This window comes from Enterococcus sp. DIV0755b, assembly GCF_051713765.1.
GTDB lineage: Bacteria > Bacillota > Bacilli > Lactobacillales > Enterococcaceae > Enterococcus_C > Enterococcus_C canintestini.
In genome coordinates, this window is record NZ_JBIOQN010000001.1 from 1,054,298 (window position 1) to 1,079,390 (window position 25,093).

At 35.9% G+C, this 25,093-nt stretch carries 24 protein-coding genes, 1 tRNA gene and 1 other annotated feature; of the genes, 22 read left to right on the plus strand and 3 right to left on the minus strand.

Features of this window, described 5'->3' with window-relative positions:
• Positions 1 to 10: 10 nt before the first annotated feature.
• From IGI65_RS04990 to upp, 5 genes are all read left to right on the plus strand, one after another.
• Positions 11 to 1,042, plus strand: a complete 1,032-nt coding sequence (locus IGI65_RS04990; RefSeq protein WP_438773429.1) for an L-threonylcarbamoyladenylate synthase — start codon at positions 11 to 13, stop codon at positions 1,040 to 1,042.
• Positions 1,043 to 1,170: 128 nt separating this feature from the next.
• Positions 1,171 to 2,421, plus strand: a complete 1,251-nt coding sequence (glyA, locus tag IGI65_RS04995; protein WP_095005934.1) for a serine hydroxymethyltransferase — start codon at positions 1,171 to 1,173, stop codon at positions 2,419 to 2,421.
• A 310-nt stretch (positions 2,422 to 2,731) separates the two neighbouring features.
• A complete protein-coding gene (locus IGI65_RS05000; RefSeq protein ID WP_438773430.1) occupies positions 2,732 to 3,490 on the plus strand; it encodes an ABC transporter ATP-binding protein in 759 nt (252 codons plus the stop codon).
• Positions 3,483 to 5,105, plus strand: a complete 1,623-nt coding sequence (locus IGI65_RS05005) for an ABC transporter (RefSeq protein ID WP_438773432.1) — start codon at positions 3,483 to 3,485, stop codon at positions 5,103 to 5,105. Before IGI65_RS05000 ends, IGI65_RS05005 begins: the two co-directional genes overlap by 8 nt.
• Positions 5,106 to 5,162: 57 nt before the next feature.
• Entirely contained in the window at positions 5,163 to 5,792 is a 630-nt protein-coding gene (upp, locus tag IGI65_RS05010) for a uracil phosphoribosyltransferase (protein ID WP_016172861.1), read from the plus strand.
• Positions 5,793 to 5,867: 75 nt separating this feature from the next.
• Here the strand turns inward: upp and IGI65_RS05015 are convergent, their stop codons facing one another.
• Positions 5,868 to 6,683, minus strand: a complete 816-nt coding sequence (locus IGI65_RS05015; RefSeq protein ID WP_438773433.1) for a glycerophosphodiester phosphodiesterase — start codon at positions 6,681 to 6,683, stop codon at positions 5,868 to 5,870.
• A 192-nt stretch (positions 6,684 to 6,875) separates the two neighbouring features.
• Positions 6,876 to 6,948 (minus strand) — tRNA-Thr (locus IGI65_RS05020).
• 126 nt (positions 6,949 to 7,074) lie between these two features.
• On the opposite strand from IGI65_RS05020, the gene IGI65_RS05025 reads away from it, so the two are divergent.
• The 12 genes from IGI65_RS05025 to sufB all read left to right on the plus strand — a co-directional run bounded on the left by IGI65_RS05025 (position 7,075) and on the right by sufB (position 18,419).
• The gene (locus IGI65_RS05025; RefSeq protein WP_071864821.1) at positions 7,075 to 7,314 is read left to right on the plus strand and encodes a hypothetical protein; all 240 of its coding nucleotides are present in this window, start codon (positions 7,075 to 7,077) and stop codon (positions 7,312 to 7,314) included.
• Positions 7,315 to 7,677: 363 nt separating this feature from the next.
• Entirely contained in the window at positions 7,678 to 8,871 is a 1,194-nt protein-coding gene (locus tag IGI65_RS05030; protein ID WP_071864822.1) for an FtsW/RodA/SpoVE family cell cycle protein, read from the plus strand.
• A 44-nt stretch (positions 8,872 to 8,915) separates the two neighbouring features.
• Positions 8,916 to 9,272 carry an arsenate reductase family protein gene (locus tag IGI65_RS05035; protein ID WP_071864823.1) on the plus strand — a complete coding sequence of 119 codons (357 nt, stop codon included), beginning with the start codon at positions 8,916 to 8,918 and terminating at the stop codon, positions 9,270 to 9,272.
• Between the two features lies 1 nt (position 9,273).
• Entirely contained in the window at positions 9,274 to 9,612 is a 339-nt protein-coding gene (locus IGI65_RS05040) for a glycine cleavage system protein H (protein ID WP_071864824.1), read from the plus strand.
• A 58-nt stretch (positions 9,613 to 9,670) separates the two neighbouring features.
• Positions 9,671 to 9,927, plus strand: a binding site (T-box leader).
• A 74-nt stretch (positions 9,928 to 10,001) separates the two neighbouring features.
• Positions 10,002 to 11,036 (plus strand): methionine ABC transporter ATP-binding protein, encoded by a 1,035-nt coding sequence (locus tag IGI65_RS05045; protein WP_071864825.1) that lies wholly within the window; start codon positions 10,002 to 10,004, stop codon positions 11,034 to 11,036.
• Complete coding sequence (locus IGI65_RS05050) at positions 11,029 to 11,715, plus strand: methionine ABC transporter permease (RefSeq protein WP_438773434.1); 687 nt, start codon at positions 11,029 to 11,031, stop codon at positions 11,713 to 11,715. Before IGI65_RS05045 ends, IGI65_RS05050 begins: the two co-directional genes overlap by 8 nt.
• 49 nt (positions 11,716 to 11,764) lie before the next feature.
• Positions 11,765 to 12,610, plus strand: a complete 846-nt coding sequence (locus IGI65_RS05055) for a MetQ/NlpA family ABC transporter substrate-binding protein (RefSeq protein ID WP_084035474.1) — start codon at positions 11,765 to 11,767, stop codon at positions 12,608 to 12,610.
• Positions 12,611 to 13,178: 568 nt separating this feature from the next.
• Positions 13,179 to 13,949, plus strand: a complete 771-nt coding sequence (sufC, locus tag IGI65_RS05060; RefSeq protein ID WP_071864828.1) for a Fe-S cluster assembly ATPase SufC — start codon at positions 13,179 to 13,181, stop codon at positions 13,947 to 13,949.
• 15 nt (positions 13,950 to 13,964) lie between these two features.
• Positions 13,965 to 15,245 (plus strand): Fe-S cluster assembly protein SufD, encoded by a 1,281-nt coding sequence (gene sufD / locus IGI65_RS05065; RefSeq protein WP_438773435.1) that lies wholly within the window; start codon positions 13,965 to 13,967, stop codon positions 15,243 to 15,245.
• A complete protein-coding gene (locus IGI65_RS05070) occupies positions 15,242 to 16,477 on the plus strand; it encodes a cysteine desulfurase (protein WP_438773436.1) in 1,236 nt (411 codons plus the stop codon). Before sufD ends, IGI65_RS05070 begins: the two co-directional genes overlap by 4 nt.
• Positions 16,464 to 16,961, plus strand: a complete 498-nt coding sequence (gene sufU, locus IGI65_RS05075; RefSeq protein WP_095005939.1) for a Fe-S cluster assembly sulfur transfer protein SufU — start codon at positions 16,464 to 16,466, stop codon at positions 16,959 to 16,961. Before IGI65_RS05070 ends, sufU begins: the two co-directional genes overlap by 14 nt.
• A 66-nt stretch (positions 16,962 to 17,027) precedes the next feature.
• Positions 17,028 to 18,419: a Fe-S cluster assembly protein SufB gene (gene sufB, locus IGI65_RS05080; RefSeq protein WP_438773437.1), complete on the plus strand. Its 1,392-nt coding sequence runs from the start codon at positions 17,028 to 17,030 to the stop codon at positions 18,417 to 18,419.
• 138 nt (positions 18,420 to 18,557) lie between these two features.
• Here sufB and IGI65_RS05085 read toward each other — a convergent pair whose 3' ends face one another.
• Positions 18,558 to 18,851, minus strand: a complete 294-nt coding sequence (locus tag IGI65_RS05085) for a hypothetical protein (protein ID WP_438773438.1) — start codon at positions 18,849 to 18,851, stop codon at positions 18,558 to 18,560.
• A gap of 402 nt (positions 18,852 to 19,253) precedes the next feature.
• On the opposite strand from IGI65_RS05085, the gene IGI65_RS05090 reads away from it, so the two are divergent.
• The 5 genes from IGI65_RS05090 to IGI65_RS05110 all read left to right on the plus strand — a co-directional run bounded on the left by IGI65_RS05090 (position 19,254) and on the right by IGI65_RS05110 (position 25,090).
• Positions 19,254 to 20,018 carry a class I SAM-dependent methyltransferase gene (locus IGI65_RS05090; RefSeq protein ID WP_438773439.1) on the plus strand — a complete coding sequence of 255 codons (765 nt, stop codon included), beginning with the start codon at positions 19,254 to 19,256 and terminating at the stop codon, positions 20,016 to 20,018.
• A gap of 290 nt (positions 20,019 to 20,308) precedes the next feature.
• Positions 20,309 to 20,836 carry a dihydrofolate reductase family protein gene (locus IGI65_RS05095; protein ID WP_438773440.1) on the plus strand — a complete coding sequence of 176 codons (528 nt, stop codon included), beginning with the start codon at positions 20,309 to 20,311 and terminating at the stop codon, positions 20,834 to 20,836.
• 40 nt (positions 20,837 to 20,876) lie between these two features.
• The gene (locus IGI65_RS05100) at positions 20,877 to 21,608 is read left to right on the plus strand and encodes an alpha/beta fold hydrolase (protein WP_438774412.1); all 732 of its coding nucleotides are present in this window, start codon (positions 20,877 to 20,879) and stop codon (positions 21,606 to 21,608) included.
• A 390-nt stretch (positions 21,609 to 21,998) separates the two neighbouring features.
• Complete coding sequence (locus tag IGI65_RS05105; protein WP_071864837.1) at positions 21,999 to 22,685, plus strand: TetR/AcrR family transcriptional regulator; 687 nt, start codon at positions 21,999 to 22,001, stop codon at positions 22,683 to 22,685.
• Positions 22,686 to 22,699: 14 nt separating this feature from the next.
• Positions 22,700 to 25,090 carry an ABC transporter ATP-binding protein gene (locus IGI65_RS05110; RefSeq protein ID WP_438773441.1) on the plus strand — a complete coding sequence of 797 codons (2,391 nt, stop codon included), beginning with the start codon at positions 22,700 to 22,702 and terminating at the stop codon, positions 25,088 to 25,090.
• The last annotated feature ends 3 nt before the right edge of the window (positions 25,091 to 25,093 follow it).

Sequence of the window (25,093 nt, forward strand, 5' to 3'; positions counted from 1 at the left end):
TGGATAAAAATTGGAAACAAAGGTATACCAAACTGACCAACTACAAGAAGCTGCCGACAAATTAAAAGCAGGCGAACTGATTGCATTTCCAACTGAAACAGTCTACGGATTGGGAGCTAATGCGCTTTTACCAGATGCTGTCAAAAAAGTTTTTGCTGTGAAAGGGCGCCCTAGTGATAACCCATTAATTGTAACAGTCGCCAATTTTGAAATGGTAAAAGATTATGTGGATAACTTTCATCCTTTAACTGAAAAAATTGTGAAAACATATTGGCCAGGACCATTAACTTTGATTTTTACTATTAAAAAAGATAGTTTACCGTCAGTTGTCACTGGTGGTTTATCCACAGCTGCTTTTCGCATGCCAGCCAATAAAAAAACACGTGATTTAATTACTTTGGCAAATGTTCCTTTAGTAGGGCCCAGTGCTAATACTTCTGGTAAACCAAGTCCGACTACAAGTGAGCACGTTTATCATGATCTACAAGGCAAAATTGCGGGGATTGTGGATGACGGTGCGGCTCAAATTGGTTTAGAGTCAACAGTCTTAGATTTAAGTGATCCAACAAGTGCACCGGTAATTTTACGTCCCGGTGCAATTACTCAAGTAGAATTAAGTCAAACATTAGGTGTAGCCGTGGCGTTGGATAAACATCTTGTCGGTGAATCAGAAGCGCCCAAAGCACCAGGAATGAAATACAAACATTATGCTCCTGATACAAAAGTTTTGCTGGTAAAAGATGGCGATTGGCAAAAAGCCAAAGAATGGGTAAAAGTGAATCATTTGCGGGCTGGCGTTTTGGCGGGGCCAAAAATTTCAGAAGAAATGCGCTATGATACCGCTTGCGTCTTTATGTACAGTCAAGATACTGCTAGTGCGGCGGCTAAGGGACTTTTTGCTGGTTTGCGGGCGTTAGATGATAAAGCACTGGCTTTAGATGTGATTTTGGCAGAAGTTTACCCAGAAACAGGAATTGGGGCAGCCTATATGAATCGTCTAAAAAAATCGGCCAATCAACAATATTTTGTAGCTAAAGATTAATCGAAAAAATAAGGGGCGAAAGATTTCTTTTGCGCCTTATTTTTGTGATACAATTTCAATACTAAGTGGCTTTTAGACTTAGCTTAAAAGTTCTAAGAAAACGAGTGTTAATTAAAGGAGTGGCTAAAATGGATTATCGTGAATTTGACCCAGAATTATGGGAAGCTGTGGATAATGAGTTTAATCGTCAGCAAAATAACTTGGAGTTAATAGCTTCAGAAAATATTGTTTCACCGGGTGTTTTAGCAGCTCAAGGTAGTGTATTGACGAATAAATACGCAGAAGGTTATCCGGGCCGACGCTATTACGGTGGTTGTGAATTTGTTGATATCGCAGAAAACTTAGCGATTAATCGGGCTAAAGAATTATTTGGGGCCCAATTTGCAAACGTTCAACCCCATTCTGGTTCACAAGCTAATACAGCAGCATATTTGGCTTTGGTTCAACCTGGCGATACAATTTTAGGAATGGATCTTGCAGCTGGCGGGCACTTAACTCATGGTTCAAAAGTAAACTTCAGTGGTAAAACCTATCACTTTGTTAGTTACGGTGTGGATCCTACTACTGAAGTTATCGATTATAACGTTGTACGTATTTTAGCGCGTAAACATCAACCAAAATTAATTGTTGCCGGTGCTAGTGCTTACTCTCGGACAATTGATTTTGCCAAGTTTCGAGAAATTGCCGATGAAGTTGGTGCCAAATTAATGGTCGATATGGCGCATATTGCTGGCCTTGTTGCCGCAGGCTTACACCCATCGCCAATTCCTTATGCGGATATTACCACTACTACGACGCATAAAACATTACGTGGACCTCGTGGTGGAATGATTTTAACCAATAACGCCGATTTGGCTAAAAAAATTAATAGTGCAGTTTTCCCTGGCATCCAAGGCGGGCCACTAGAACACGTAATTGCGGCTAAAGCTGTTGCATTTAAAGAAGCGCTAGACCCAAGTTTTAAAGAATACAGTCAACAAGTTATCAACAACGCGCAGGCGATGGCGAAAGTCTTTAATCAAACACCAGAAACACGGCTGGTATCTGGAGCAACAGATAATCATTTATTGTTAGTTGATGTTAGAGGACTAGACATCACTGGTAAAATAGCGGAAAATATTTTAGAAACAGTTAATATTACGCTAAATAAAAATTCTATTCCTTTTGAATCACTTAGCCCAACAGAAACAAGCGGTATTAGAGTAGGAACACCGGCTTTAACAAGTCGTGGCTTTAAAGAAGAAGAAAGTACTCAAGTTGCGCAATTGGTAGTGAGTGCACTAAAAAATCGTGAGGATAAAGCGGAATTAGCTAAAATTAAGGCGAGCGTTAAGCGATTGACGGATCGTTTTCCAATTTATCAAGATTTAGAAAAATAAATTTTATGAGTAGGCGATGGCAATTTTTTTGCCATTGCCTCTTTTTTTATTTAACTTTTTTATGAAAAATAATATTTTTCCAATAGTTTGAGAAAATTTTCTATCTTATTATGCTTACTGTAACTATCTTAAAATTTATAATCTTCGTACCAAATTTTTTATAAGGAATAATCCATTTTTACGCGTGAAAATAAAATACACATTTTTATCCCTGTCAGATTGTAGTATGATACTTAAGAATACGGGGATTTACTTTACGTAAAAAATTAAAACCACTAGTTTAAAGGTGTTTTAACAGGGAGTGAACAAAATGATTACATTACAAGAGTTAGGAAAAGATTATGGGACAAAAACAGCATTACAAAATTTAAGCTTGACGATTAAAGAAGGCGAAATTTTTGGCTTTTTGGGACATAATGGGGCCGGAAAATCAACTACCATCAAAAGTTTGGTTAGTATTATTGAACCAACTCGTGGTCAAATTTTAGTCGATGGCAAAGAACTTTCAGCTAATCGCATGGAAATCAAAAAAAGAATCGGTTATGTTCCGGATACACCTGATATTTTCTTGCAATTATCTGCTGGAGAATACTGGGATTTAATTGCGGCAGCCTATGAGTTAGAAAATAAAGAAAATCGACTAAAAGAACTAGTCGGATTATTCAGTATGGAAAATCATGTGAATGAAACATTGGCGAGTTTTTCTCATGGGATGCGTCAAAAAACGATTATTATTGGGGCGCTATTGCCAGATCCGGATATTTGGATTTTAGATGAACCAATGCAAGGTTTAGATCCGCAAGCATCTTTTGATTTAAAAGAGTTAATGAAACAACATGCTGCAAAAGGTAAGACCGTTATTTTTTCAACTCATGTTTTAGATACAGCACAACAGTTATGTGATGAATTAGCTATCTTAAAACAAGGTGAACTAATTTATAACGGTTCAGTCACTGATTTGTTAGCCGAAAACCCAGAAGAATCTTTAGAGGCAATTTATTTAAAAATGGCGGGTAGAAAAAATAGCGAAGAAATTGTCAAAGAACTAGCAGGTGAGAGCGATGAGTAAGCAGTTGAAAGCTTTAATTGCTGTCAGTTTACGTTATTCCAATCCCCAAGTAACGGATCGTTTGCGTAAAAAAGGACGCAAAAATTTATCGCTGGCAATTATAAATCAGTATTTATTATCAGGCCTTATCTTTTTAGTAATTTATGGTTCCATGCTTTTTATGACTAATTTTGCGAAAATGCCAGGAACATTTACGTATTTTGCCACGCTATTTTCTTTATTAGGTTTATCCCAAGGGGTAAGTGTTATTTACAATATTTTCTTTGAGAGTAAAGATTTAGGTAGTTATTTACCTTTACCTTTTAAGCAAAGTCAAATTTTTATTGCAAAAAACATTGTGGTGGCGTTGTCAGTTGTTCCGTTTATTATTCCACTTCTTGTTTTGTTTTTATTAACGAGTTTAAAAAGTGGGGTAAATGTTTTTCTAGCAATTTTTCTGAGTATTGTCTTGTTTGTGGTCGTACTATTAATTTTATTTGCAGTATGCAGTTTAATTGTTTTTGGTCTGACGCGAACAAAAGTTTTTCAAAAACACAAAAAACTGATGACGACCTTGCTTTTATGGGTCACGATGGGTTTAGTTATTATTGGTATTATGCTGATGAACCGTGATTCATCAGATGACTATTTAGCCGATCGTAATATTATTTTGCCACTGTTGCCATTATTTCATATTGTTCATGCTCCTTTTTCTAGTAGTGGCTTATTGAGTTTAGCAGGAGTGATTGGCTTTTTACTCATTTTAGCTTTCTTAGTGAAATGGCAAATTTTACCCCAACTTTATGAACAAGTAACGACTATTTCCAGTACCGATCAGGTTGTCCGCCGTGTGCATAAGAAAAATCAAAATCTAGCGCAAGTGTTACGACGATATAATTTTGAACTGGTAAAAAATCCAACGTTAATCACTCAAGTTCTCTCATCATCGTTGATTTTTCCAGTTGTCTTTATTGCTACTTTTGCTTTTAATGGGGATTTTAATTTGAGTCATTTACCTTTAAAATTTGCAGGTGTCGCTTTTTTAAGTGGGATTATTTTAGCGTTCATAACGATTAATCAAACCTCATTTGTGGGGAACTTAATCTCTTTAGATGGTGAAAACTATTCTTATATGCAAACTTTGCCAATTAGCCGCAAAGATTATCTAGTCGAAAAATTTAAAACTGGTCTATTAATTCAAGGTGGAATTTCGCTAATTTTAGCTTTTGCGACTGGACTTGTTTTAAAAGCTTCTTTATTGTTCCTACTATTCTTTGTGGTTGGGGCAATTTTAGGAACAATCCTCTTATCGCAATTTTATTTTGTCCGGGATTATCGTTTACTTTTGGTGGATTGGACGAATTTTAGTCAACTTTTCTTACGGGGAAGTGGCCGTGTGGGGCTAATTTTTATGATGTGGGGGAGTATGATTATCGGGGCTTTATTGATTGGAGGCTACATTTTACTCTTAAATATCATGGCTGCGACGCTTGTTAACAGTATTGTGGCCGTAGTGATAGTTACAATCAGTATTGGACTAGTTTATTACTATCGCCATAATTTCTGGCAAAAATTAGATCAAGTTTCTTGGCAGCGCGAAATTGAATTGGCACGCCAGAAAAAAATGAAGGGATGAGTTGTTAAACTAGCGCATTTGCTTTAAAATAAAATAAAAACTAAAGGAGTTTTTACAATGGGCAAATTTCAAGTAATCGATCATCCATTGATCCAACACAAATTAACAATTATTCGTGACAAGAATACTGGTACAAAAGTATTTCGCGAGGTTGTTAACGAAATCGCAATGTTGATGGCTTATGAAGTATCTCGTGATATGCCATTAGAAGATATTGATATTGAAACACCAGTAGCGCAATCAACGCAAAAAACACTAACAGGTAAAAAAGTTGCGATTGTGCCAATTTTACGGGCTGGTTTAGGCATGGTAGATGGTATCTTGGAATTAATTCCAGCAGCTAAAGTCGGACATGTCGGTTTATACCGTGACGAAGAAACGCTACAAGCTCACGAATATTTCTTCAAAATGCCAGAAGATATCGACAATCGTCAAATCTTTGTGGTTGATCCCATGTTAGCAACTGGTGGCTCTGCTATTATGGCAATTGATTCATTGAAAAAACGTGGTGCATCTAACATCAAATTTGTTTGTTTAGTGGCGGCTCCAGAAGGCGTGCGGGCATTACAAGAAGCACATCCTGATATTGATATCTTTACAGCGGCTTTAGATGACCATTTGAATAAGCATGGTTACATCGTTCCTGGTTTAGGGGATGCCGGTGACCGCTTGTTTGGTACAAAATAATAGCTAAAAAATTACTGACGCCAAAAGTTAGACTAAAAAGCTAGCTTTTGGTGTCAGTATTTTTTTGTTTCTAGCTTAAATAGACAATTTATAAAAAAACTTCTTCTCTAAAGCTATTGCTTTGGCGGTATAATTTGTAAAGTAAGTGTCCACTCTAAGTTTAATCGCATTTTCAATTTCTTTAGTAGTATTTAGTGTCCAAACGTTAAATTCCTTGTTGTGCTTGTGAACGAGTTCAACATTGTCCATGGTCATAAGTTTTTTCTCAGCAGAAATAATGTCAACATTTTTTTCTTTAACACCTGATTCTAATTTATCTTGTGTATTAACAAGTAAAAGCTTTTTCATATCAGGAAAGACTACTTCAAGATTATTGAGTGCTTTAACATTTGAAGCCTGTACAATAATATTGTTCTCGAGGTTATTGTCTTTTGTAATTTTTTTAAATAGAGAAGTTTGTAAATCATTTTCTTTCAATTCAATTACATAATGTACTTTATCTTTGTATTTATTGAATACATCTTGTAGTTTAAGAATCCTGTCCCCATTAGCAGTTTTTAAATTATTTATTTCACTATCAGTCATGTCGGAAAAATTCTTATTTACGCCCGTAATTCTTTTAGCCGAGAGATCGTGAGAAATATATAAGGTACCATCTTTAGAAGTTACTAAATCTTGTTCTATAAATTTTGATCCATATAAAATAGCTAAATCGTATGCTGAAAATGTATGCTCAATTTCTTCACCAGAAGCACCTCGATGAGAATAAATTTTTGCAGTTGCATTTTTATTGGATAGAAATATGAATAAATTAAAAATTAAAATTACTAATATTACTAAAAGAAAAGCAACAGATATAGGTCTAATTGTATTATTTTTTTTGTGACGCATATTGGTCCCACCTTCATTTTTATCATCTAGATTGTATCATAGTAATAGAAGAAGAAAAGCACCTATTAATACTTACAGACTATAAATTGTCACTTACTTCAGCTTTAGGAGCATTTAAAAATCTCTGCCCCAAGATGAAATTTAGATAAAATATACAAAAAAAGAAGCCTTGATTAACAAGGCTTCTATCTATGCCAGCTGCAGGGATCGAACCTGTGACCTACGCGTTACGAGTGCGTTGCTCTACCTACTGAGCTAAGCTGGCGATTACGTTAGAAATTATAGCAAAAATAAATTATTTGTAAAGGCAAAACCCTTTTATGAAACAATGACTTAGAAAATTTTCACAAAGTGTGGTATACTAGTATTAATTAAAGGGAGGTTTTCTATAGTGGCAAGTTTTGGTAAGTTTGAAACAACAATTATTCCATCGGATGCAGGCAAAGGTTTTCAGGTCGATACCCATGTGAAATTTTCAATTTACGGAAAACCGCAGACCGGTACCGTTACGAAACAGTTAAAAAATTCTGCTGTCGTTGAAATCGATGAAACTGGTGATAATCAACAACTTATGACCCAAAGTAATGGTGTCATGATTATTAATTACAAACAATTGGAAAAGCTAAAATAGTCTTTTTTGACTTAAGTTGACGTCTCAGTCAGCTTGAGTCCTATTTTTTTGATTAAATTTTTATGGATAAAGTATTTTTGACAAAAAATGAAAAATGCGGAAAGCAGAAATTTTTAAATTTTTCCTAGGGTATTATTCCCTTCTTTTCTTTCCCTTCATTAACCTCTATAATGAGGAAGTGCACTTTTTTACTGATTAAAATTTAGATTATAAAACGTAGGAGAAACACTGTAATTAGTTTTTTTACAGTGTTTGGCTAAACGAACGCGAGGACTTCATTATTTTGTTAGAGTTTAAAAAAGCAAAGCAATAATTAAGATCTTAAATGCGTTTTGTAAAGCTTTTTTGGAAAGAAGAGGAATCATGGAAAACAGACGATCAAGAAATGATAATCGGATTGATTATGGTGTAATTTTACCAGTCTTTTTGTTGTGCTTAATCGGGCTAGCGGCATTGTACGTTGCCTTGACGCATGACCGCAATAATCCTAATGTTCTAGCAGGAGTAGCAAAACAAGCGGTTTGGTATGGCGTTGGCACAGTAGCAATTGTTGTTATTATGCATATGAAGTCCAAGTGGATTTGGAAATTAACACCTTACATTTATGGTGCGGGTCTTATAATTATGACCTTATTATTGAAATTTTATGACCGCAATTTAGAAAGTGTAACGGGTTCAAAAAACTGGTTTACTTTTGGGCCAGTGAATTTCCAACCGGCTGAATTAATGAAAGTAGCTTTAATCTTGATGCTGGCACTGGTTGTAACGACCCATAATGTGAAGTATCGCAACCGTAATTTACCGACAGACGGCTTACTTATTTTAAAAATTCTCGCTGTTTCGTTACCGGTTTTAATTTTAGTTATGTTGCAAAAAGACTTCGGGACGATGTTGGTGTTTGTCGCCATTATTGGCGGTGTCTTTTTAATGTCAGGGATATCTTGGCGGATTTTAATTCCTCTAATCGCAATTTTTGCAATTGTAGGAGGAGGAACTATTTTTCTAGTGACAACAGAGGTTGGTCGTGACCTTTTATATCACGTGGGCTTTAAATCTTATCAATTTGCCCGGATTGATTCTTGGTTGAATCCTTTCCACGATATGCAAGGCAACTCTTATCAATTGGCGTATGGCTTGTTGGCAATTGGTTCTGGAGGCATGCTGGGTAAAGGGTTTAATGTAAGTGATGTCTATGTCCCAGTTAGAGAATCAGATATGATTTTTACTGTCATTGGAGAAAATTTTGGTTTTATTGGTAGTGCTTTTGTGATCCTCTTGTATTTTATCTTAATTTATCATATGATTCGCGTATGCTTTGATACAAATAATGAATTTTATGCTTATATCGCAACGGGAATTATTATGATGATTTTATTCCACGTTTTTGAAAATATCGGGGCAAATATTGGACTTTTACCATTAACTGGTATTCCACTACCTTTTATTAGTCAAGGTGGTTCAGCTATTTTGAGTAATATGATTGGTATTGGACTGATTTTGTCGATGCGTTATCAAGCGGAAACAAAAAAAGAAGAAAAAGATGCTACTTTTGCTTAAACGTGGTAAAGTGAATGCGGAAATAAAAGTAAAGGAGCAAGGCTATGCTGACTTTATATTGGTATCCAAAATGTAGTACTTGTAAAAAAGCGAAAGCGTGGTTAGATTCCCAAGATATCGCTGTTCAAACCATTGATATGGTGCAAAATCCGCCAACTGCTGCAACTTTAATGCATTGGATGGAAGAAAGTGATTTGCCGATTCGTCGCTTTTTTAATACGAGTGGGATGAAGTATCGTGAAATGGGGCTAAAAGAACAAGTGCCCAATTTGTCACTTCAAGAAGCCAGTGAATTATTGGCAAGTGATGGGATGTTAATAAAACGTCCAATTTTAGTGCGTAACGACAAGCTTTTGTCGATTGGTTTTAAAGAAACTGAATATGAAGGGATCGCGAAATAAGATGCAACAAAAATGTTTGAAAACAAAAGATAATTTGTGGGTATTGTACAATGGAAATGAGTATGTCGTTGGTTTAACGGAAGCTGCGCAATCTGATTTAGGTAAAGTAACATTTGCCTCATTGCCAAAAGCCGGTCAAACGTTTAAACAAGGCACACCGCTAGTTGAAGTAGAAGCAGAAAAAGCAGTCCAAGAATTTCCAGCACCATTAAGTGGTACGATTTCTTCTGTCAATGAAAAAGCGTTGGAAAATAGCGATGTCTTAAACGACGAAGATGAAATGAATGCTTGGCTAGTTGCATTTAAAGATGTTGACGCCACAGAATTCCATGAACTGTAAAATTTTTCTGAAAATATTTGACAGTTGATTTTTACCTTGTTATAATTTCACCAATAACTTGAAAGCTTTGAAAAGAAGAGTACATGTCACCGACATTTCACAGAGAGCCTGGGATGCTGCAAACAGGTAATGAAGGTAAGATGGAAGATGGTCTTTGAGCAGAGTAAGTGAGCGACTAAGCAAGCTTATTACGGGAGTGCCCGTTATAGCACGACAGTATGCACGATTTAGGTAAGTACTGGGTAAGGTTATAGTTGTGAAACTGTAACAAATTAAGGTGGTAACACGAAATTGCGACAGCTTTTCGTCCTTTTGTAATCGAAAGAATTACAAGGATGGAAAGCTGTTTTTTTATTGCTGAGAAGTAAACAAAGAAAGAGGCTGAAAAAATGGCTTTAATAAAACTGACAGATGTCAAAAAAAGTTTTAACGTCAAAAAGCAAACTATTCATGCAGTAGATGGTGTTTCCTTGACGGTTGATAAAGGTGACATCTATGGTATTGTCGGTTATTCCGGCGCAGGTAAATCGACTTTAGTCCGTTTGTTAAACGGATTAGAATTAGCAACTAGTGGTAGCGTAGTCGTGGATGGACAAAATATTGGTACTCTAAAAAATAAAGAATTACGAGATTTTCGTAAAAATGTCGGGATGATTTTTCAACACTTCAATTTATTGTGGTCCCGGACTGTTTTAGAAAATATCGAATTGCCGATGGAACTTGCAGGTATTCCGAAAGAAAAACGCCAACAAAAAGCACAAGAACTTTTAGCTTTGGTTAATTTAGAAGGTCGTGGTGATGCCTATCCAGCCCAATTATCTGGAGGTCAAAAACAAAGAGTAGGTATTGCCAGAGCTTTAGCCAATGATCCTAAAATTTTACTTTGTGATGAAGCAACAAGTGCGCTTGATCCTCAAACAACTGATGAAGTACTGGATTTATTATTAGCAATCAACCAAAAGTTGAACTTGACGATTGTTTTAATTACCCACGAAATGAATGTTATCCGCAAAATTTGTAATAAAGTGGCGGTGATGGAATTAGGTAAAATTGTTGAAGAAGGAGAAGTATCAAAAGTCTTTCGTAATCCTCAACAAGCTGTAACAAAACGCTTTGTCCAACAAGACTTACAACCAAGTGAAGAACCAAAAGAAGTCTTACAAGAATTTATTGCAGAAAATCCTAATGGCTTGCTCGCTACACTTGTTTTTAAAGCAGACAATGCCAATGAACCAGTGATTTCACAAGCAATTCGTCAGTTTGATGTCGACATTAACGTAGTGTATGGTAATATTCGTCAATCAAAAGAAGATTCATTTGGCTCTTTAACTGTCTTAATTACCGGCGCAGAAGATGCGATTGATAAAACAATGGCATTCTTTTCTGCCCAACAAGTAGGAGTGGAGGTGTTGCATCGTGGATAAAAGCTTTTCTGAAACGTATCTAAATTTCGATAAAGTGGACTGGGCTAAGATGCTGACATCCACCATTGATACACTGTATATGACGGTTGTTTCTATGATTGTAGTTTTTGTTTTAGGCATTTTATTAGGTTTATTATTGTATAGCTTAGGACGCAAAAAAAGCGCTAGTTATCAAATCTTATACAATATCGTCTCGATTATTAGTAATATTTTTCGTTCAACTCCGTTTATGATTTTGATGGTTTTAATTATTCCTTTTACGAAAACATTGGTGGGAAGTATGATTGGAGCCAGTGCGGCTTTACCTGCTTTGATTTTATCAGCGGTTCCTTTTTACGCTCGTTTAGTTGAAATTGCTTTTCGGGAAGTATCTCCTGGTGTACTAGAAGCGGCTAACGCCATGGGTGCTAATTATTGGCAAGTTATTTATAAAATTTTAATCCCTGAAAGCATGCCAGCGTTAGTTTCTGGTTTTACCGTTACTTCTGTTTCCATGATTGGTTTTACAGCGATGGCTGGCGCGATTGGGGCTGGTGGTTTGGGATCATTGGCGTGGTCTGAAGGTTTCCAATTGGGGAATCAAACGGTTACTTTGGTTGCCACAGTCATCATGTTACTGATCGTTTTTATCGTCCAAGGTCTAGGAGATTACTTCACACAAAAATTAGATAAGCGCTAAAAGTGTCGAAGTTTAAAAATTAAAATTTAAATTTAAAGGAGAAATGAAAATGAAAAAATTATTTGGTCTAGCAACAGTATTACTAGCAACAATCACACTAGCCGCATGTGGCAATGGCGACTCAAAAGATGATGCAACAAATAATTCATCAGGTGAACAAACAAAACTAGTCGTAGGAGCTACCACTAGTCCCCATGCTGAAATTTTAAATGAAGCCAAACCATTATTGAAAAAAGAGGGCGTAGATTTAGAAGTTAAATCATTTACAGACTACACTTTATTGAACAAATTACTCGCTGAAAAAGAAATTGATGCCAACTACTTCCAACACAAACCATATTTTGAAGATCAAGTAAAAGAAAATGGTTATGATTTTGTGGATGCCGGTGCAATTCACATTGAACCAATGGGTATTTATTCAAAAGATATTAAAAGTGTAGATGATATTAAAGACGGTACAACGGTTATTACATCTAATTCAAATACTGACTGGGGCCGAATTTTAACTATCTTGGAAAATGCTGGGTTAATCAAATTGAAAGATGGCGTTGAGAAAACAACTGCTACTTTTGATGATATTGCTGAAAATAAAAAAGACTTAAAATTCAAACACGACATTGATCCTGGTTTATTAGTCCCAACTTATGAAAATGAAAAAGATGCTTTAGTAGCTATCAATGCCAACTTTGCTTTAACAGCTGGTTTAAATCCTGAAAAAGACGCGTTACTAAAAGATGATGATAACTCTCCTTATGCAAATATTATTGCCGTACGTAAAGGCGATGAAGACAAACCTGCGATTAAAAAATTGATTGCAGCCTTGCATAGTGATGAAGTGAAAAAATTTGTAGACGATAAATGGAAAGGTTCCGTTAAAATCGTGGACGCAAACTAATAAAGTGATAAGCGAGTAGCCGCAAATAGCGGTTACTCGTTTTTTTTATAATAGAATGAATGACATAATTTTTTTATAAGGATATATTTTAAAATTCCATCTTATCGCTTAAGAGCTGGGCAAGTTCATTTAGCTTTTCCATGATCTAGCATATGGACTAACTCTCTACGGCAATAAGCTGAAATCTTGCGAAATTTGAGAAACAATTTAACAAGATTTCGTCTTATTGCTTGAGAGCTGAGCGAGTTCATTTAGCTTTTCCATGATCTAGCACATGAACTAACTCTCTACGGCAATAAGCTGAAATTTGGAGAAATTTGAAAAGCAATTTATTAAAATTCCATCTTATTGCTTGAGAGTTGACCAAGTTCATTTAGCTTTTCTGAGAAATAACAAATTTGGAGACGTAAAATTTTTGCTTTTTGTTTTTTTAATTTATAATTATTCTAAATTAAAAATAATTAATTCTATAATAGTAAAAGAATAAGCAAATTTGTTTGTCTGAGTTTGCTTATCATTCTCAATTAGCGTAAAATGAGTGAGAATGAAAAATGATGGAGGCGAGACGATGGCAACGTTAGAAATTAAAAATTTACATGTAGCAATCGAAGATAAAGAAATCTTAAAAGGCGTGAACTTAACGCTAAATACAGGCGAGATTCATGCCATTATGGGACCAAATGGAACAGGGAAATCAACTTTATCAGCTGCGATTATGGGCAATCCAAATTATGAAGTAACGCAAGGTGAAATTTTACTTGACGGTGAAAATTTATTGGAAATGGAAGTTGATGAACGAGCACGAGCAGGTTTGTTTTTGGCAATGCAATATCCAAGTGAAATTCCAGGTATTACCAATGCTGAATTTATGCGGGCTGCAATCAATGCAAAGCGAGAAGAAGATGACAAAATTTCTGTAATGGACTTTTTGAAAAAATTAGATAAGAAAATGGAATTACTAAATATGCCAGAAGAAATGGCAGAGCGTTATTTAAACGAAGGGTTTTCTGGTGGCGAGAAAAAACGAAATGAAATTTTACAATTACTAATGTTGGAACCCACTTTCGCTATTTTAGATGAAATTGACTCAGGACTTGATATTGATGCGCTAAAAGTTGTTGCAAAAGGTGTAAATGAAATGCGTGGCGCTGATTTTGGTGCGTTAATTATTACCCACTACCAACGCTTATTGAACTACATTACACCAGATGTGGTGCACATTATGATGGATGGCCGTGTGGTATTAACTGGTAATGCTGATCTTGCTAAACGCTTGGAAGCAGAAGGTTACGCTGGAATCAGTAAAGAATTAGGTATTGATTACAAGGAAGAAGTTTAAGAGGAGGTCAAGTTGATGACAGAATTGAAAAAGTTACTGGCTGATGTGACCACCTTTTCTGCTTACAAAGAAGAACCAACTTGGATGTTGGAATTACGTTTAGCGGCATTAGAAAAAGTTGATGAAATGTCTTTACCTAAAATTGATCGCGTACGTTTCCATCGCTGGCCATTATTAAATGTGACAAGTGAACATCTAAGTGTTGAACCAAAAGAAGCAGGGGTCGCAGCTTTTGATGTGATGGCAGATAATCCGATGTTAGTCCAAACAGACGATACCACGGTCTTTGAACAGTTACCACAAGAGCTAGTGAAACAAGGAGTTATTTTCACGGACATTTTCACCGCAGCAAAAGATTATCCTGAATTGGTCAAAGAATATTATATGACCAAAGCTGTAACACCTTTTGAAGATAAACTAACTGCAGCACATGCCGCTTTTATGAATAGCGGATTGTTTTTATATGTTCCTAAAAATGTTGTTATAAAAGAACCAATTGAAGCAATTTTAAATCAAACTGGTGCAGAACATTTCTTTAAACACATTTTAATTGTCGCTGATGAGCATAGTGAGTTTACTTATTTAGAACGTTTTAGCTCAACTGCTGAAGATGCTAAAAAACAAGCTGCCAATATCGTGGTGGAAGTAATTGCTAAAGCTGGCGCTAAAGTAAAATATTCTGCGATTGACCGATTAGGTGTTAATTTAACTACTTATTTGAATCGTCGTGGCTATGTTATGCGAGATGCAATGGTAGATTGGGCCATTGGGGTTATGAATGACGGTGACGTAGTAGCAGACTTTGATACGGATTTAGTTGGCGATGGAGCCCATTCTGAAATTAAAGTTGTAGCTATTTCAGCTGGCAAACAAATTCAAGGAATTGATACTCGAGTTACTAATAAAGCGCCTCATTCTATCGGTCATATTTTGCAACACGGTGTCATTCGTGAAAAAGGAACTTTAACTTTTAACGGCATCGGACATATTTTAAAAGGTGCAAAAGGTGCAGATGCCCAACAAGAAAGTCGTGTTCTAATGCTTTCTGATAAAGCTCGCGGGGATGCTAATCCAATTCTTTTAATTGATGAAAATGAAGTAACTGCTGGCCATGCTGCCAGTGTTGGGCGAGTAGATCCAGAAGAAATGTATTACTTAATGAGTCGTGGCTTGCCAAAAACAGAAGCGGAACGTTTGGTTATTCGTGGTTTCTTAGGATCAGTGATTACAGCAATTCCGGTTAAAGAAGCTCAAAAAGAATTTATTGACGTGATTGAAGGGAAGTTGAATCAATGATTGATGCGCTAAAATTACGACAAGATTTCCCGATATTGCATCAATTAGTAAACGATGAACCATTGGTTTACTTAGATAACGCTGCGACTACCCAAAAACCAGAAGCAGTTTTAGCTAAAGTAGCAGCTTATTATCATCAAGACAACGCAAATGTTCACCGCGGGGTTCATACTTTAGCGGAACGAGCAACCAAATCCTATGAAGCTGCTCGTGAGAAAGTTCGTGCGTTTATTAATGCCAAAGAAACTGCAGAAGTGTTGTTTACCCGAGGAACAACTACTGGTTTAAACTGGGTAGCGAATAGTTTTGGAGATCAATTTGTTGAAGCCGGCGATGAAATCGTGATTTCTTATATGGAACATCATTCCAATATCATTCCTTGGCAACAATTGGCCCAAAAAAAAGGCGCAAAATTAATTTATATCAACATTACGCCAGAAGGATATCTAGATTTAGCTGACGCTAAGCGTAAGATAGGGGCAAAAACGAAAATTGTCTCCATCGCTCAAGTATCAAACGTTTTAGGTGGCATTAATCCTATTCAAGAACTAGTTACGTTGGCTCACGAAAACGATGCGATTATGGTGGTTGATGGTGCTCAAGCGGTTCCTCATATGAAAGTAGACGTCCAACAATTAGATGCTGATTTTTATGCTTTTAGTGGGCATAAAATGTGTGGCCCGACAGGAATTGGGGTCTTATATGGTAAACGTAAGTGGTTGGAACAAATGGAGCCGGTGGAATTTGGCGGTGAAATGATTGATTTTGTGAATTTGTATGACAGCACTTGGAAAGAATTACCGTGGAAATTCGAGGCGGGTACACCTAATATTGCTGGTGGAATTGGTTTGGGTGCTGCAGTAGATTACTTAACTGAAATTGGCATGGATGAAATTCATGCTTATGAACAAAGCTTAGTTGATTATGTGATGCCAAAATTAAAAGCGATTGAAGGGGTAACGGTTTATGGTCCGCAAAATCCAAAAGATCACACTGGTGTCATCGCCTTTAATATTGAAGGATTACATCCCCATGATGTCGCCACGGCCTTAGACATGGAAGGCGTTGCGGTTAGAGCCGGACATCACTGTGCGCAGCCGTTATTGAAGTATTTAAATGTACCAGCAACAGCACGAGCAAGTTTTTATTTTTATAACACTAAAAAAGATGCGGATCGTTTAATTGATGCGATTCACAAAACAAAGGAGTTTTTCCAACATGGCTCTATCTAAATTAGACAATTTATATCGCCAAGTCATTCTAGATCATTCCAGCCATCCGCACCATCGCGGAACGTTGGGAAAATCAAATGTGACCATTGAAATGAACAATCCAACTTGTGGCGATGTGATTCATTTGGAAGTAGAAGTAAACGATGGTATTATCTCAGATATTGCTTTTGACGGTAGTGGCTGCTCCATTAGTACAGCGAGTGCTTCGATGATGACAGATGCTGTGATTGGAAAACCATTATCAGAAGTTGAAAATTTAGAACAAATGTTTTCTGACTTAGTCCAAGGAAAAGATGTACCTGAAGCGGATAAACTAGGAGATGCAGCGATGTTAAGTGGCGTGGCTAAATTTCCTACTCGTATCAAATGTGCGACATTAGCTTGGAAAGCGTTAGAAAAAGCGGTTTTAGATTCTAATACTGGCATTGCAGAAACAAGTTCTATTCATCCACATGAAGAAGATAGCTTAGGTAAAAACAATTAAATAACATTTACCTATCAAATTGAAGCTATAAAAGTAAGACGAAATAAAGTAAGGAGTAGTGATCCCATGGGTGTTCCTGAATTAGAAGAATACAAATTTGGTTTCCATGATGATGTCAAACCTGTTTTTAGTACTGGTGAAGGTTTAACTGAAGAAGTGGTCCGGGAAATTTCTGCTGTAAAAGGCGAACCAGAATGGATGCTAGATTTTCGTTTGAAATCACTAGCAGCATTTAATAAAATGCCGATGCAAAAATGGGGACCAGACCTTTCTGACATCGACTTTAATAAAATTAAATATTATCAAAAAGCCAGTGACAAACCAGTTCGTGATTGGGATGATGTTCCTGATAAAATTAAAGATACTTTTGAGAAAATTGGGATTCCAGAAGCAGAACGAGCTTACTTAGCTGGTGCTTCTGCTCAATATGAATCAGAAGTGGTTTACCATAACATGAAAGAAGAATTTGAAAAGTTGGGGATTATTTTTACCGATACCGATTCTGCTCTAAAAGAGTATCCTGAACTTTTCAAAGAGTATTTTGCGCAATTGGTACCACCAACAGATAATAAATTAGCGGCATTAAATTCCGCTGTTTGGTCTGGGGGAACCTTTATTTATGTACCAAAAGGCGTGCGAGTTGATACACCATTACAAACGTATTTCCGAATCAACGCTGAAAATACCGGCCAATTTGAGCGGACATTGATTATCGTCGATGAAGGTGCAAGCGTACATTACGTAGAAGGATGTACTGCACCAACTTATTCCAGCAATAGTTTGCATGCGGCAATCGTTGAAATTTTCACCAGAAAAGATGCTTACTGCCGCTATACTACGATTCAAAACTGGTCAGATAATGTCTACAATTTAGTCACAAAACGGGCTAAAGCCTATGAAGGTGCAACTGTTGAATGGATTGACGGAAACTTGGGTGCAAAAACAACAATGAAATATCCAAGTGTATACTTGGATGGTGAAGGTGCGCGCGGGACAATGCTTTCAATCGCTTTTGCTGGTGCTAACCAAATCCAAGATACAGGTGCTAAAATGATTCATAATGCACCCAACACATCAAGCTCTATTGTCTCAAAATCTATTTCAAAAGACGGCGGTGAAGTAAACTATCGCGGTCAAGTAACTTTTGGTAAGAAAAGTGCGGGATCGGCTTCTCATATCGAGTGTGATACGATTATTATGGATGAACTATCAAAATCAGATACGATTCCTTTTAACGAAATTCACAATAGCCAAGTGTCTCTTGAACACGAAGCTAAAGTTTCCAAAATTTCTGAAGAACAACTTTACTACCTGATGAGCCGTGGTTTATCAGAATCAGAAGCGACTGAAATGATTGTCATGGGCTTTGTCGAACCATTCACCAAAGAACTTCCAATGGAATATGCGGTTGAGTTAAATCGTTTGATTAGTTATGAAATGGAAGGCAGCGTGGGGTAATACATTTAAAGAGTACCAAAACATTATTAATTCAATGTTTTGGTACTCTTTTTTTGTGGTGATTTTTAGATTGGCTATGCAAATAAAGAGATAGGTGAAGTTAGTTTCTATTTTCTCATCATCTTCTGCATTGATACATCATGAGATATTAAGAAGTATAACTAGCAAAATAACTAGACAAGTAGTTATCAAGTAAATAATATTTTCAAATTTTCGTGTCTTTGTTTTAAAAACGAAACCAGGTTCAGTTGAAAAGAAATTACTACGATACTTATGTGGGATAAAATTTCCTATTAATATCCCAACCAACAAGAGATAAAATGGCCAGTTTGGTGTAATTCCTCTAGCTAAAAATGCCCATACTAACGAAATTCCATAAATTATATATTGAGTGATTGTTACAATTAAAAAAAATTCTTTATCTTTACTCAAACACTGTTCCTCCTTGTACGTTATATTTGTTTCAATTTACCATTCCAGTAAGTACCTAGATAGAATATTTTATACTTTTCTAGATTATTCTGAGATAAACAATGGGTAATGGAATTTTTTAAATAGAGATTGAGCATTCAAATTTATAAATCTATCTTCAATTTTTCGGTCAAGTTTAAATTACTTTCTAAATTTTAAGTTATTTCAAAATAAATATTTTTTAGAAAGCGCTAGCAATCTTACTTTAAAAGTGTTATGTTAAATATAATAAGGAGGAGATTATGATGTTTAAACGAGGTAGCTACTCGATATAGTTTTATTTGATAGGCGCTATATCGAGTAAAAATTTCCTGTCAATCTAAGCTATATCGCTCTCACTGATAATTATTAGGAGATGAAAGTATGAATATAGCAATGTTAAAAAAGCAATGGTTACAAAGTGAAGTGAACCAAAAGAAATTTATTGGTTGGGATTTTTCTTATTTAAAAAATAAGTATTTTTGTGAAGTTCCTGATTGGGATTATCAAAAAATTGTCTTGAAATATTTGAAAAAAGATATGCAGTTATTAGACATGGGAACAGGTGGAGGCGAATTATTAGCAACATTTGGTCATCCTTATGAAAAAACAGCTGTGACAGAAGGATATGAAAAAAATTACCATTTACTTTTAGAAAAATTACAACCAAGAGGCGTTAATGTTCAATTTGTTAATGAACAAGATGAACTAAATTTTTCTGAAAATACTTTTGATATTGTCATTAATTCCCATGAATCATTTGATATTTCTGAAGTGAAACGCGTATTAAAACCTGGAGGCATCTTTATTTCCCAACAAGTTGGTGATTTTAATGGTGTTAACCTAGCATCGCGGGTTATTCCCGGCTACAAGAAAGTGACTTTTGACTTTCATCTTGCATTGGTGACGAAAGCTTTAAAAAATTACGATTTTGATATTTTGTATCAAGATGAAGCCTATTTGAAACAAGAATTTTATGATATGGATGGTCTAATTTACTACTTGCGGACAATTCCATGGGAGTTTCCTGATTTTTCTGTCGCAAATAATTTTGCTGAATTACTTGATTTACAGCAAGAATTGCTAAGACGAGGAAGTATTTTTAATTTGCAACATCGCTTCGTTTTTGTTTGTCGAAATATAAAATAAGGGATTGCTAGTATTAATTAGCAGTTTTAATTTAATTTTTTTGATAAACCGCAACATCTTAAAAAGGTGTTGCGGTTTTTTTGCAAACAGATTATAAATGGTACACAAGGAATAAAGGTATTCCGCTTTTCTTATAGTCTAGCCTATCGCCTAAGACCAAAAACAACACCATTAAACTTTCCTGTAAAGAAAAAGGGCAATCTTTTTATAAGATTGCCCCTTGTTGGTATACTGAAGTAGAACTTATTTTGTTTTGAAAATTAGTGTAATACGTTAAAAGGAGATTTTTGATGGGAAAAGTCGTTTTTTACGGAGCAATAAGTTTGGACGGCTATTTGGCAGATGATAATGACAATTTGCAGTGGTTATTTGATACGGATTTAGCTGGAATATCGACTTATAAAGATTTTGAGGAAAAAGTTGCAGCAGTAGTAATGGGACGAGTGACTTATGATGAGGTAATCGGACTACTAAAAGGAGAACCCCTATATCCTAAGAAACAAAAAATTATTTTTTCCCGCACACGAACTGATGAAATTCAGGAAGGCTATTTTACCGCTCAAGATCCTATTAAAGTCATTGGGGATTTAAAAAAGCAAGTTCATGGCTACATTTGGATTGTAGGTGGTGGAAAACTTTTGACACATTTAATGGAAGCTAACTTACTAGATGAATACTGGATTCAAATTGCTCCAGTGTTATTGGGTAGTGGCAAACGATTATTTCCAAAAGGGGATTACCAACAGCGTTTGACTTTTGTTGATAGCACAACGATGGGGGAAATGGTAGAACTTCATTATCGCAAAAAAATGGAATAAAGAAGGTATAAATGTGAAAAAATGGCGTTGGTGGCAAAAAATGTTGCTGGGAATTTTGGTTGTTTTTCTGTTTGTGACTGCAGGTGGTAGCTTATATCTAAAAGAGAATACGTATGAGCCAAGTAAAGCTGCTACGGTAATTAAACCTACAAAAGCGACAAAAGATTATGAGCTTTTTGTCAGTTCACAGCCAAATAAAAATGAAGAGCAAACCAATCTTATCTTTTATCCCGGCGCTTTAGTGGCACCTGCTAGTTATCGTATTTGGGCACAAGCAGTAGCAGATGCAGGTTATTCGGTTTATGTATTGAAGTTGCCGTTAAATTTAGCAGTACTTGCGCCAAACAAGGCGGATGTTGTCCTAGGGAAAAATGCCAAAGCGAAAAATGCCAAAGCAAAAAATATTTTGATAGGCCACTCATTAGGTGGGGTAATGGCTAGTCGATATGGGCAAAATCATCAAAAGGAAATTGCCGGTATGATTTTTTTAGCTAGTTATCCTGATGAAAAAGGTTCGCTTAAAAAAGTGAATATTCCCGTCTTATCTATTACTGCAAGTCAGGATCAGGTTTTAAATAAAACCCAATATCAAAAATCAAAAGCTTATTTGCCAGATAATACTACTTTTTTAGAAATTAAAGGTGGTAATCATGCTGGTTTTGGCAGTTATGGTGCGCAAAAAGGCGATGGCAAAGCCACAATTTCTAATTCACAACAACAAAAAGAGCTGAGTGAGGCTATCATTAATTGGTTAAAGAAAATCAAGTTGTAAAAGCTGCTTGCAATTTAGCAACTAAAGAACTCATAAAACAATCTGATAGTATCGTTTTACTGGAATGTTTAAAAATTAAACATTATTCTTTTCTTTTACTTTAAATTGAAAACGTTATTTCAAATAAAGTTATGAAGAAATGATGAATTTTTTACGTTTGAAAATTAGGTGGAGGTGCCAAAAAATCAAAAAATAATTTTCATTATAAGATAAACGCTGCTGTATAAGTTTTTTTACCTGTTAGAATAACGTTTTTCTTATAAAAAATTCTATGAAAATTATTATGCAAAATGCTTGCAATTACCAAAAATGGGTGTATAATGACACATTGTCACATGACATGGCGTCATTTATTTAAAGTGAAAATTTTTAAAGTAAGGAGGAGAGATCATGCCAAAGGAAACCTTTTTTCATCTGACTAAAGAAAAGCAGCAACGGATTATGAAAGCTGCGAAAAAAGAGTTTTCCAGAGTACCTTTAGGGGACGCGTCTATTGCTCAAATTATTAAGGATGCCGGTATTCCTCGTGGCAGTTTTTATCAGTATTTTGAAGATAAAGAAGATCTTTATTATTACTATTTTCAAAGTATGCGAAGAGATAGCCAGCAAGAACTCAATAATGCAATGGAAGAAGCACAAGGGCAACTTTTTGATGGTTTTGAAATTTACTTTACTAAAATGGTCAAAGAAGTGTTACATGGAGAAAACGCAGCGTTTTACAAAAATTTATTTATGAATATGGACTATCGTTCTTTTCATAAAGTTGCGCCACACCTAGGTAAGCAACAGGCACCCCCACTTCATGCTACTGATGCCAGACAAGAACATCGGAAGAGTATGCAGGCGTTTTATAACATGATTGATCTAACGACTTTAAAAGTTCAAAATCAAAAAGAGTTGAAAATTTTAGTCAAAATGTTGATGCACGTCGTTTTTTCTACGGTTGCAGAAGGCTATCGTCATCTGGTAGGACAAGATGATTTTGATATGGAAGAAGCTTTATACGATTTTTCATTAAAGCTTAACTGGCTAAAAAGCGGTGCTACTAAATCTGAAGAAGAAAAATCTAATATGTAAGGAAGGTTGCAGACGTGAAATTATTTAAATATCTAGGCAAATACTGGTATGCAATCCTAGCGGCACTGGTACTCTTAGGAATTCAAGCTAATAGTGATTTGACATTACCAAGCATTACGTCAGACATCGTCGACGTAGGGATTCAACAAGGCGGTTTGGAAAATCCAACCCCAGAAACAATTCGAAAATCTACGCTTTCAGCAGTTGAACTTTTTATGACTGATGCTGAAAAAGATACGATTAAAGAAAACTATAAAGCCGGCACTAAAACAGTGGATGGCAAAAAAGTTGAAGTATATAACCTCAATTTACAAAAAGGGATGACCAAAGAAAAGTTAGCGAAAATTTTTGAATTACCAATGATGATGCTCGCTTCTTCTCAGGCCAAAGATTCAAAAGACGGCAATGCCGCCAAAGAAATTTTAGATACTTATCAAAAACTAGGTACAGATGGTAAAAAAGCACAAGAATTAGGTGCACAAGCTAAATCGTTAGGTGAACAAGCCCAAACTGCAGCAACAGAGGCCCAAACAGCAGCGGCAGCTGGCGACATGGCAACAGCGCAAACAAAAGGCGCACAAGCGCAACAACTCGCTGATGAAGCAAAAGAAAAAGGTGCACAAGCGCAAAAAATTGGCGATGAATTGCAAAAGACCAATGATGCGATGCCTGAAAAAGTAGCAGCAGCGAGAAAAGAAACGAAAGCTGAACTGGGCGACATGGGTGAAGATTCCATGAAAACAGTCGGTGTCCAATTAACATTAGCCGAATATAAAGCATTAAATAAAGACACAAAACAAATTCAAACAGATTATATGGTGAAAAAAGGAACACAGATGATTATCTTAACTTTAATTTCAGCAGCGGCTGCTATTTTAGTTGGTTTGATTGCTTCTTTAGTTTCATCTTCTGTTGGTAAAAATTTACGGGTTGGACAATTCAATCAAATTTTAAAATTCTCCAATGCCGAGATGGAAAAATTCTCACCAGCTTCATTAATCACCCGTAGTACTAATGATATTCAACAAATCCAAATGGGGTTAGTTATGACCATTCGTATGGTTTTATATGCTCCAATCTTAGGACTTGGTGGGATTTATGAAGTTTATAAAACAGGAACTGGCATGGGCTGGATCATCGGCGTTGCCGTTGGATTAGTTTTGTTTTTAGTTTTGACATTACTTGGTTTTACTATGCCAAAATTCAAGAGCCTACAAAAATTAGTCGACCGCGTGAACTTGGTTTCTCGTGAAATTATCACTGGTTTACCTGTTATTCGTGCTTTCTCCCGTGAAAAATATGAAGAAAAACGTTTTGACGGTGCCAATACTGATTTAATGAAAACACAAATGTTTGTTAACCGTTCAATGTCCATTATGATGCCAATTATGATGTTACTTATGAATGGGATTTCCGTCTTAATCGTTTGGGTCGGCGGTCACAATATGGATGCTGGTCAATTACAAGTTGGGGATATGATGGCATTTATCACATATACAATGCAAATTGTCATGGCCTTTATGATGCTTTCAATGGTTTCAATTATTTTACCTCGTGCTAACGTTTCTGCTGGACGGGTAGATGAAATCTTAGAAACAAAACCAACTATTACTGATCCCGATCAACCACAAGATGATCACGACTTTACCGGTGAAGTGAAATTTGAAGGAGTTACTTTCCATTATCCTGATGCAGATGAAGATGTATTGCATCACTTGAATTTCACAGCTAAACCAGGTCAAACAACAGCCTTAATTGGTTCAACCGGTTCTGGTAAATCGACTGTTGTAAACTTAATTCCACGTTTGTTTGATGTTTCAACTGGTCGTATTACGATTGACGGTGTTGATATTCGTCAGATGAGTTTACACAAACTCCATGATTTAATTGGTTTTGTACCACAAAAAGGGGTTTTATTCTCTGGTGATATTAAATCAAATATTAAATTTGGGAACGTCGATGGTATTTCAGATGAACAAATGAAAAAAGCGGCCATGATTGCTCAAGCAGAAGAATTCATTAATTCAAATGATGCGGGTTATGATCGTGCTATTTCTCAAGGCGGGACCAATGTTTCTGGTGGGCAAAAACAACGTTTGGCGATTGCGCGTGCGTTAGCCAAAGATCCCAAAATCTTAATTTTTGATGATTCACTTTCTGCGTTAGATAATAAGACAGATGTCGCTTTACGACGAGCATTAGCCGAAAATGTTAAAGGTATTACGCAAATTATCGTAGCGCAAAAAATTTCGACGATTTTACATGCCGATAACATTATTGTTTTAAATGAAGGTCGGATTGTTGCACAAGGTACTCACGAAGAATTGATGGAAACATCTGCTGTTTATCAAGAAATTGCTTCTTCACAATTGAGTAACGCTGAATTGGGCTTAGAAGCAGAATAGGAG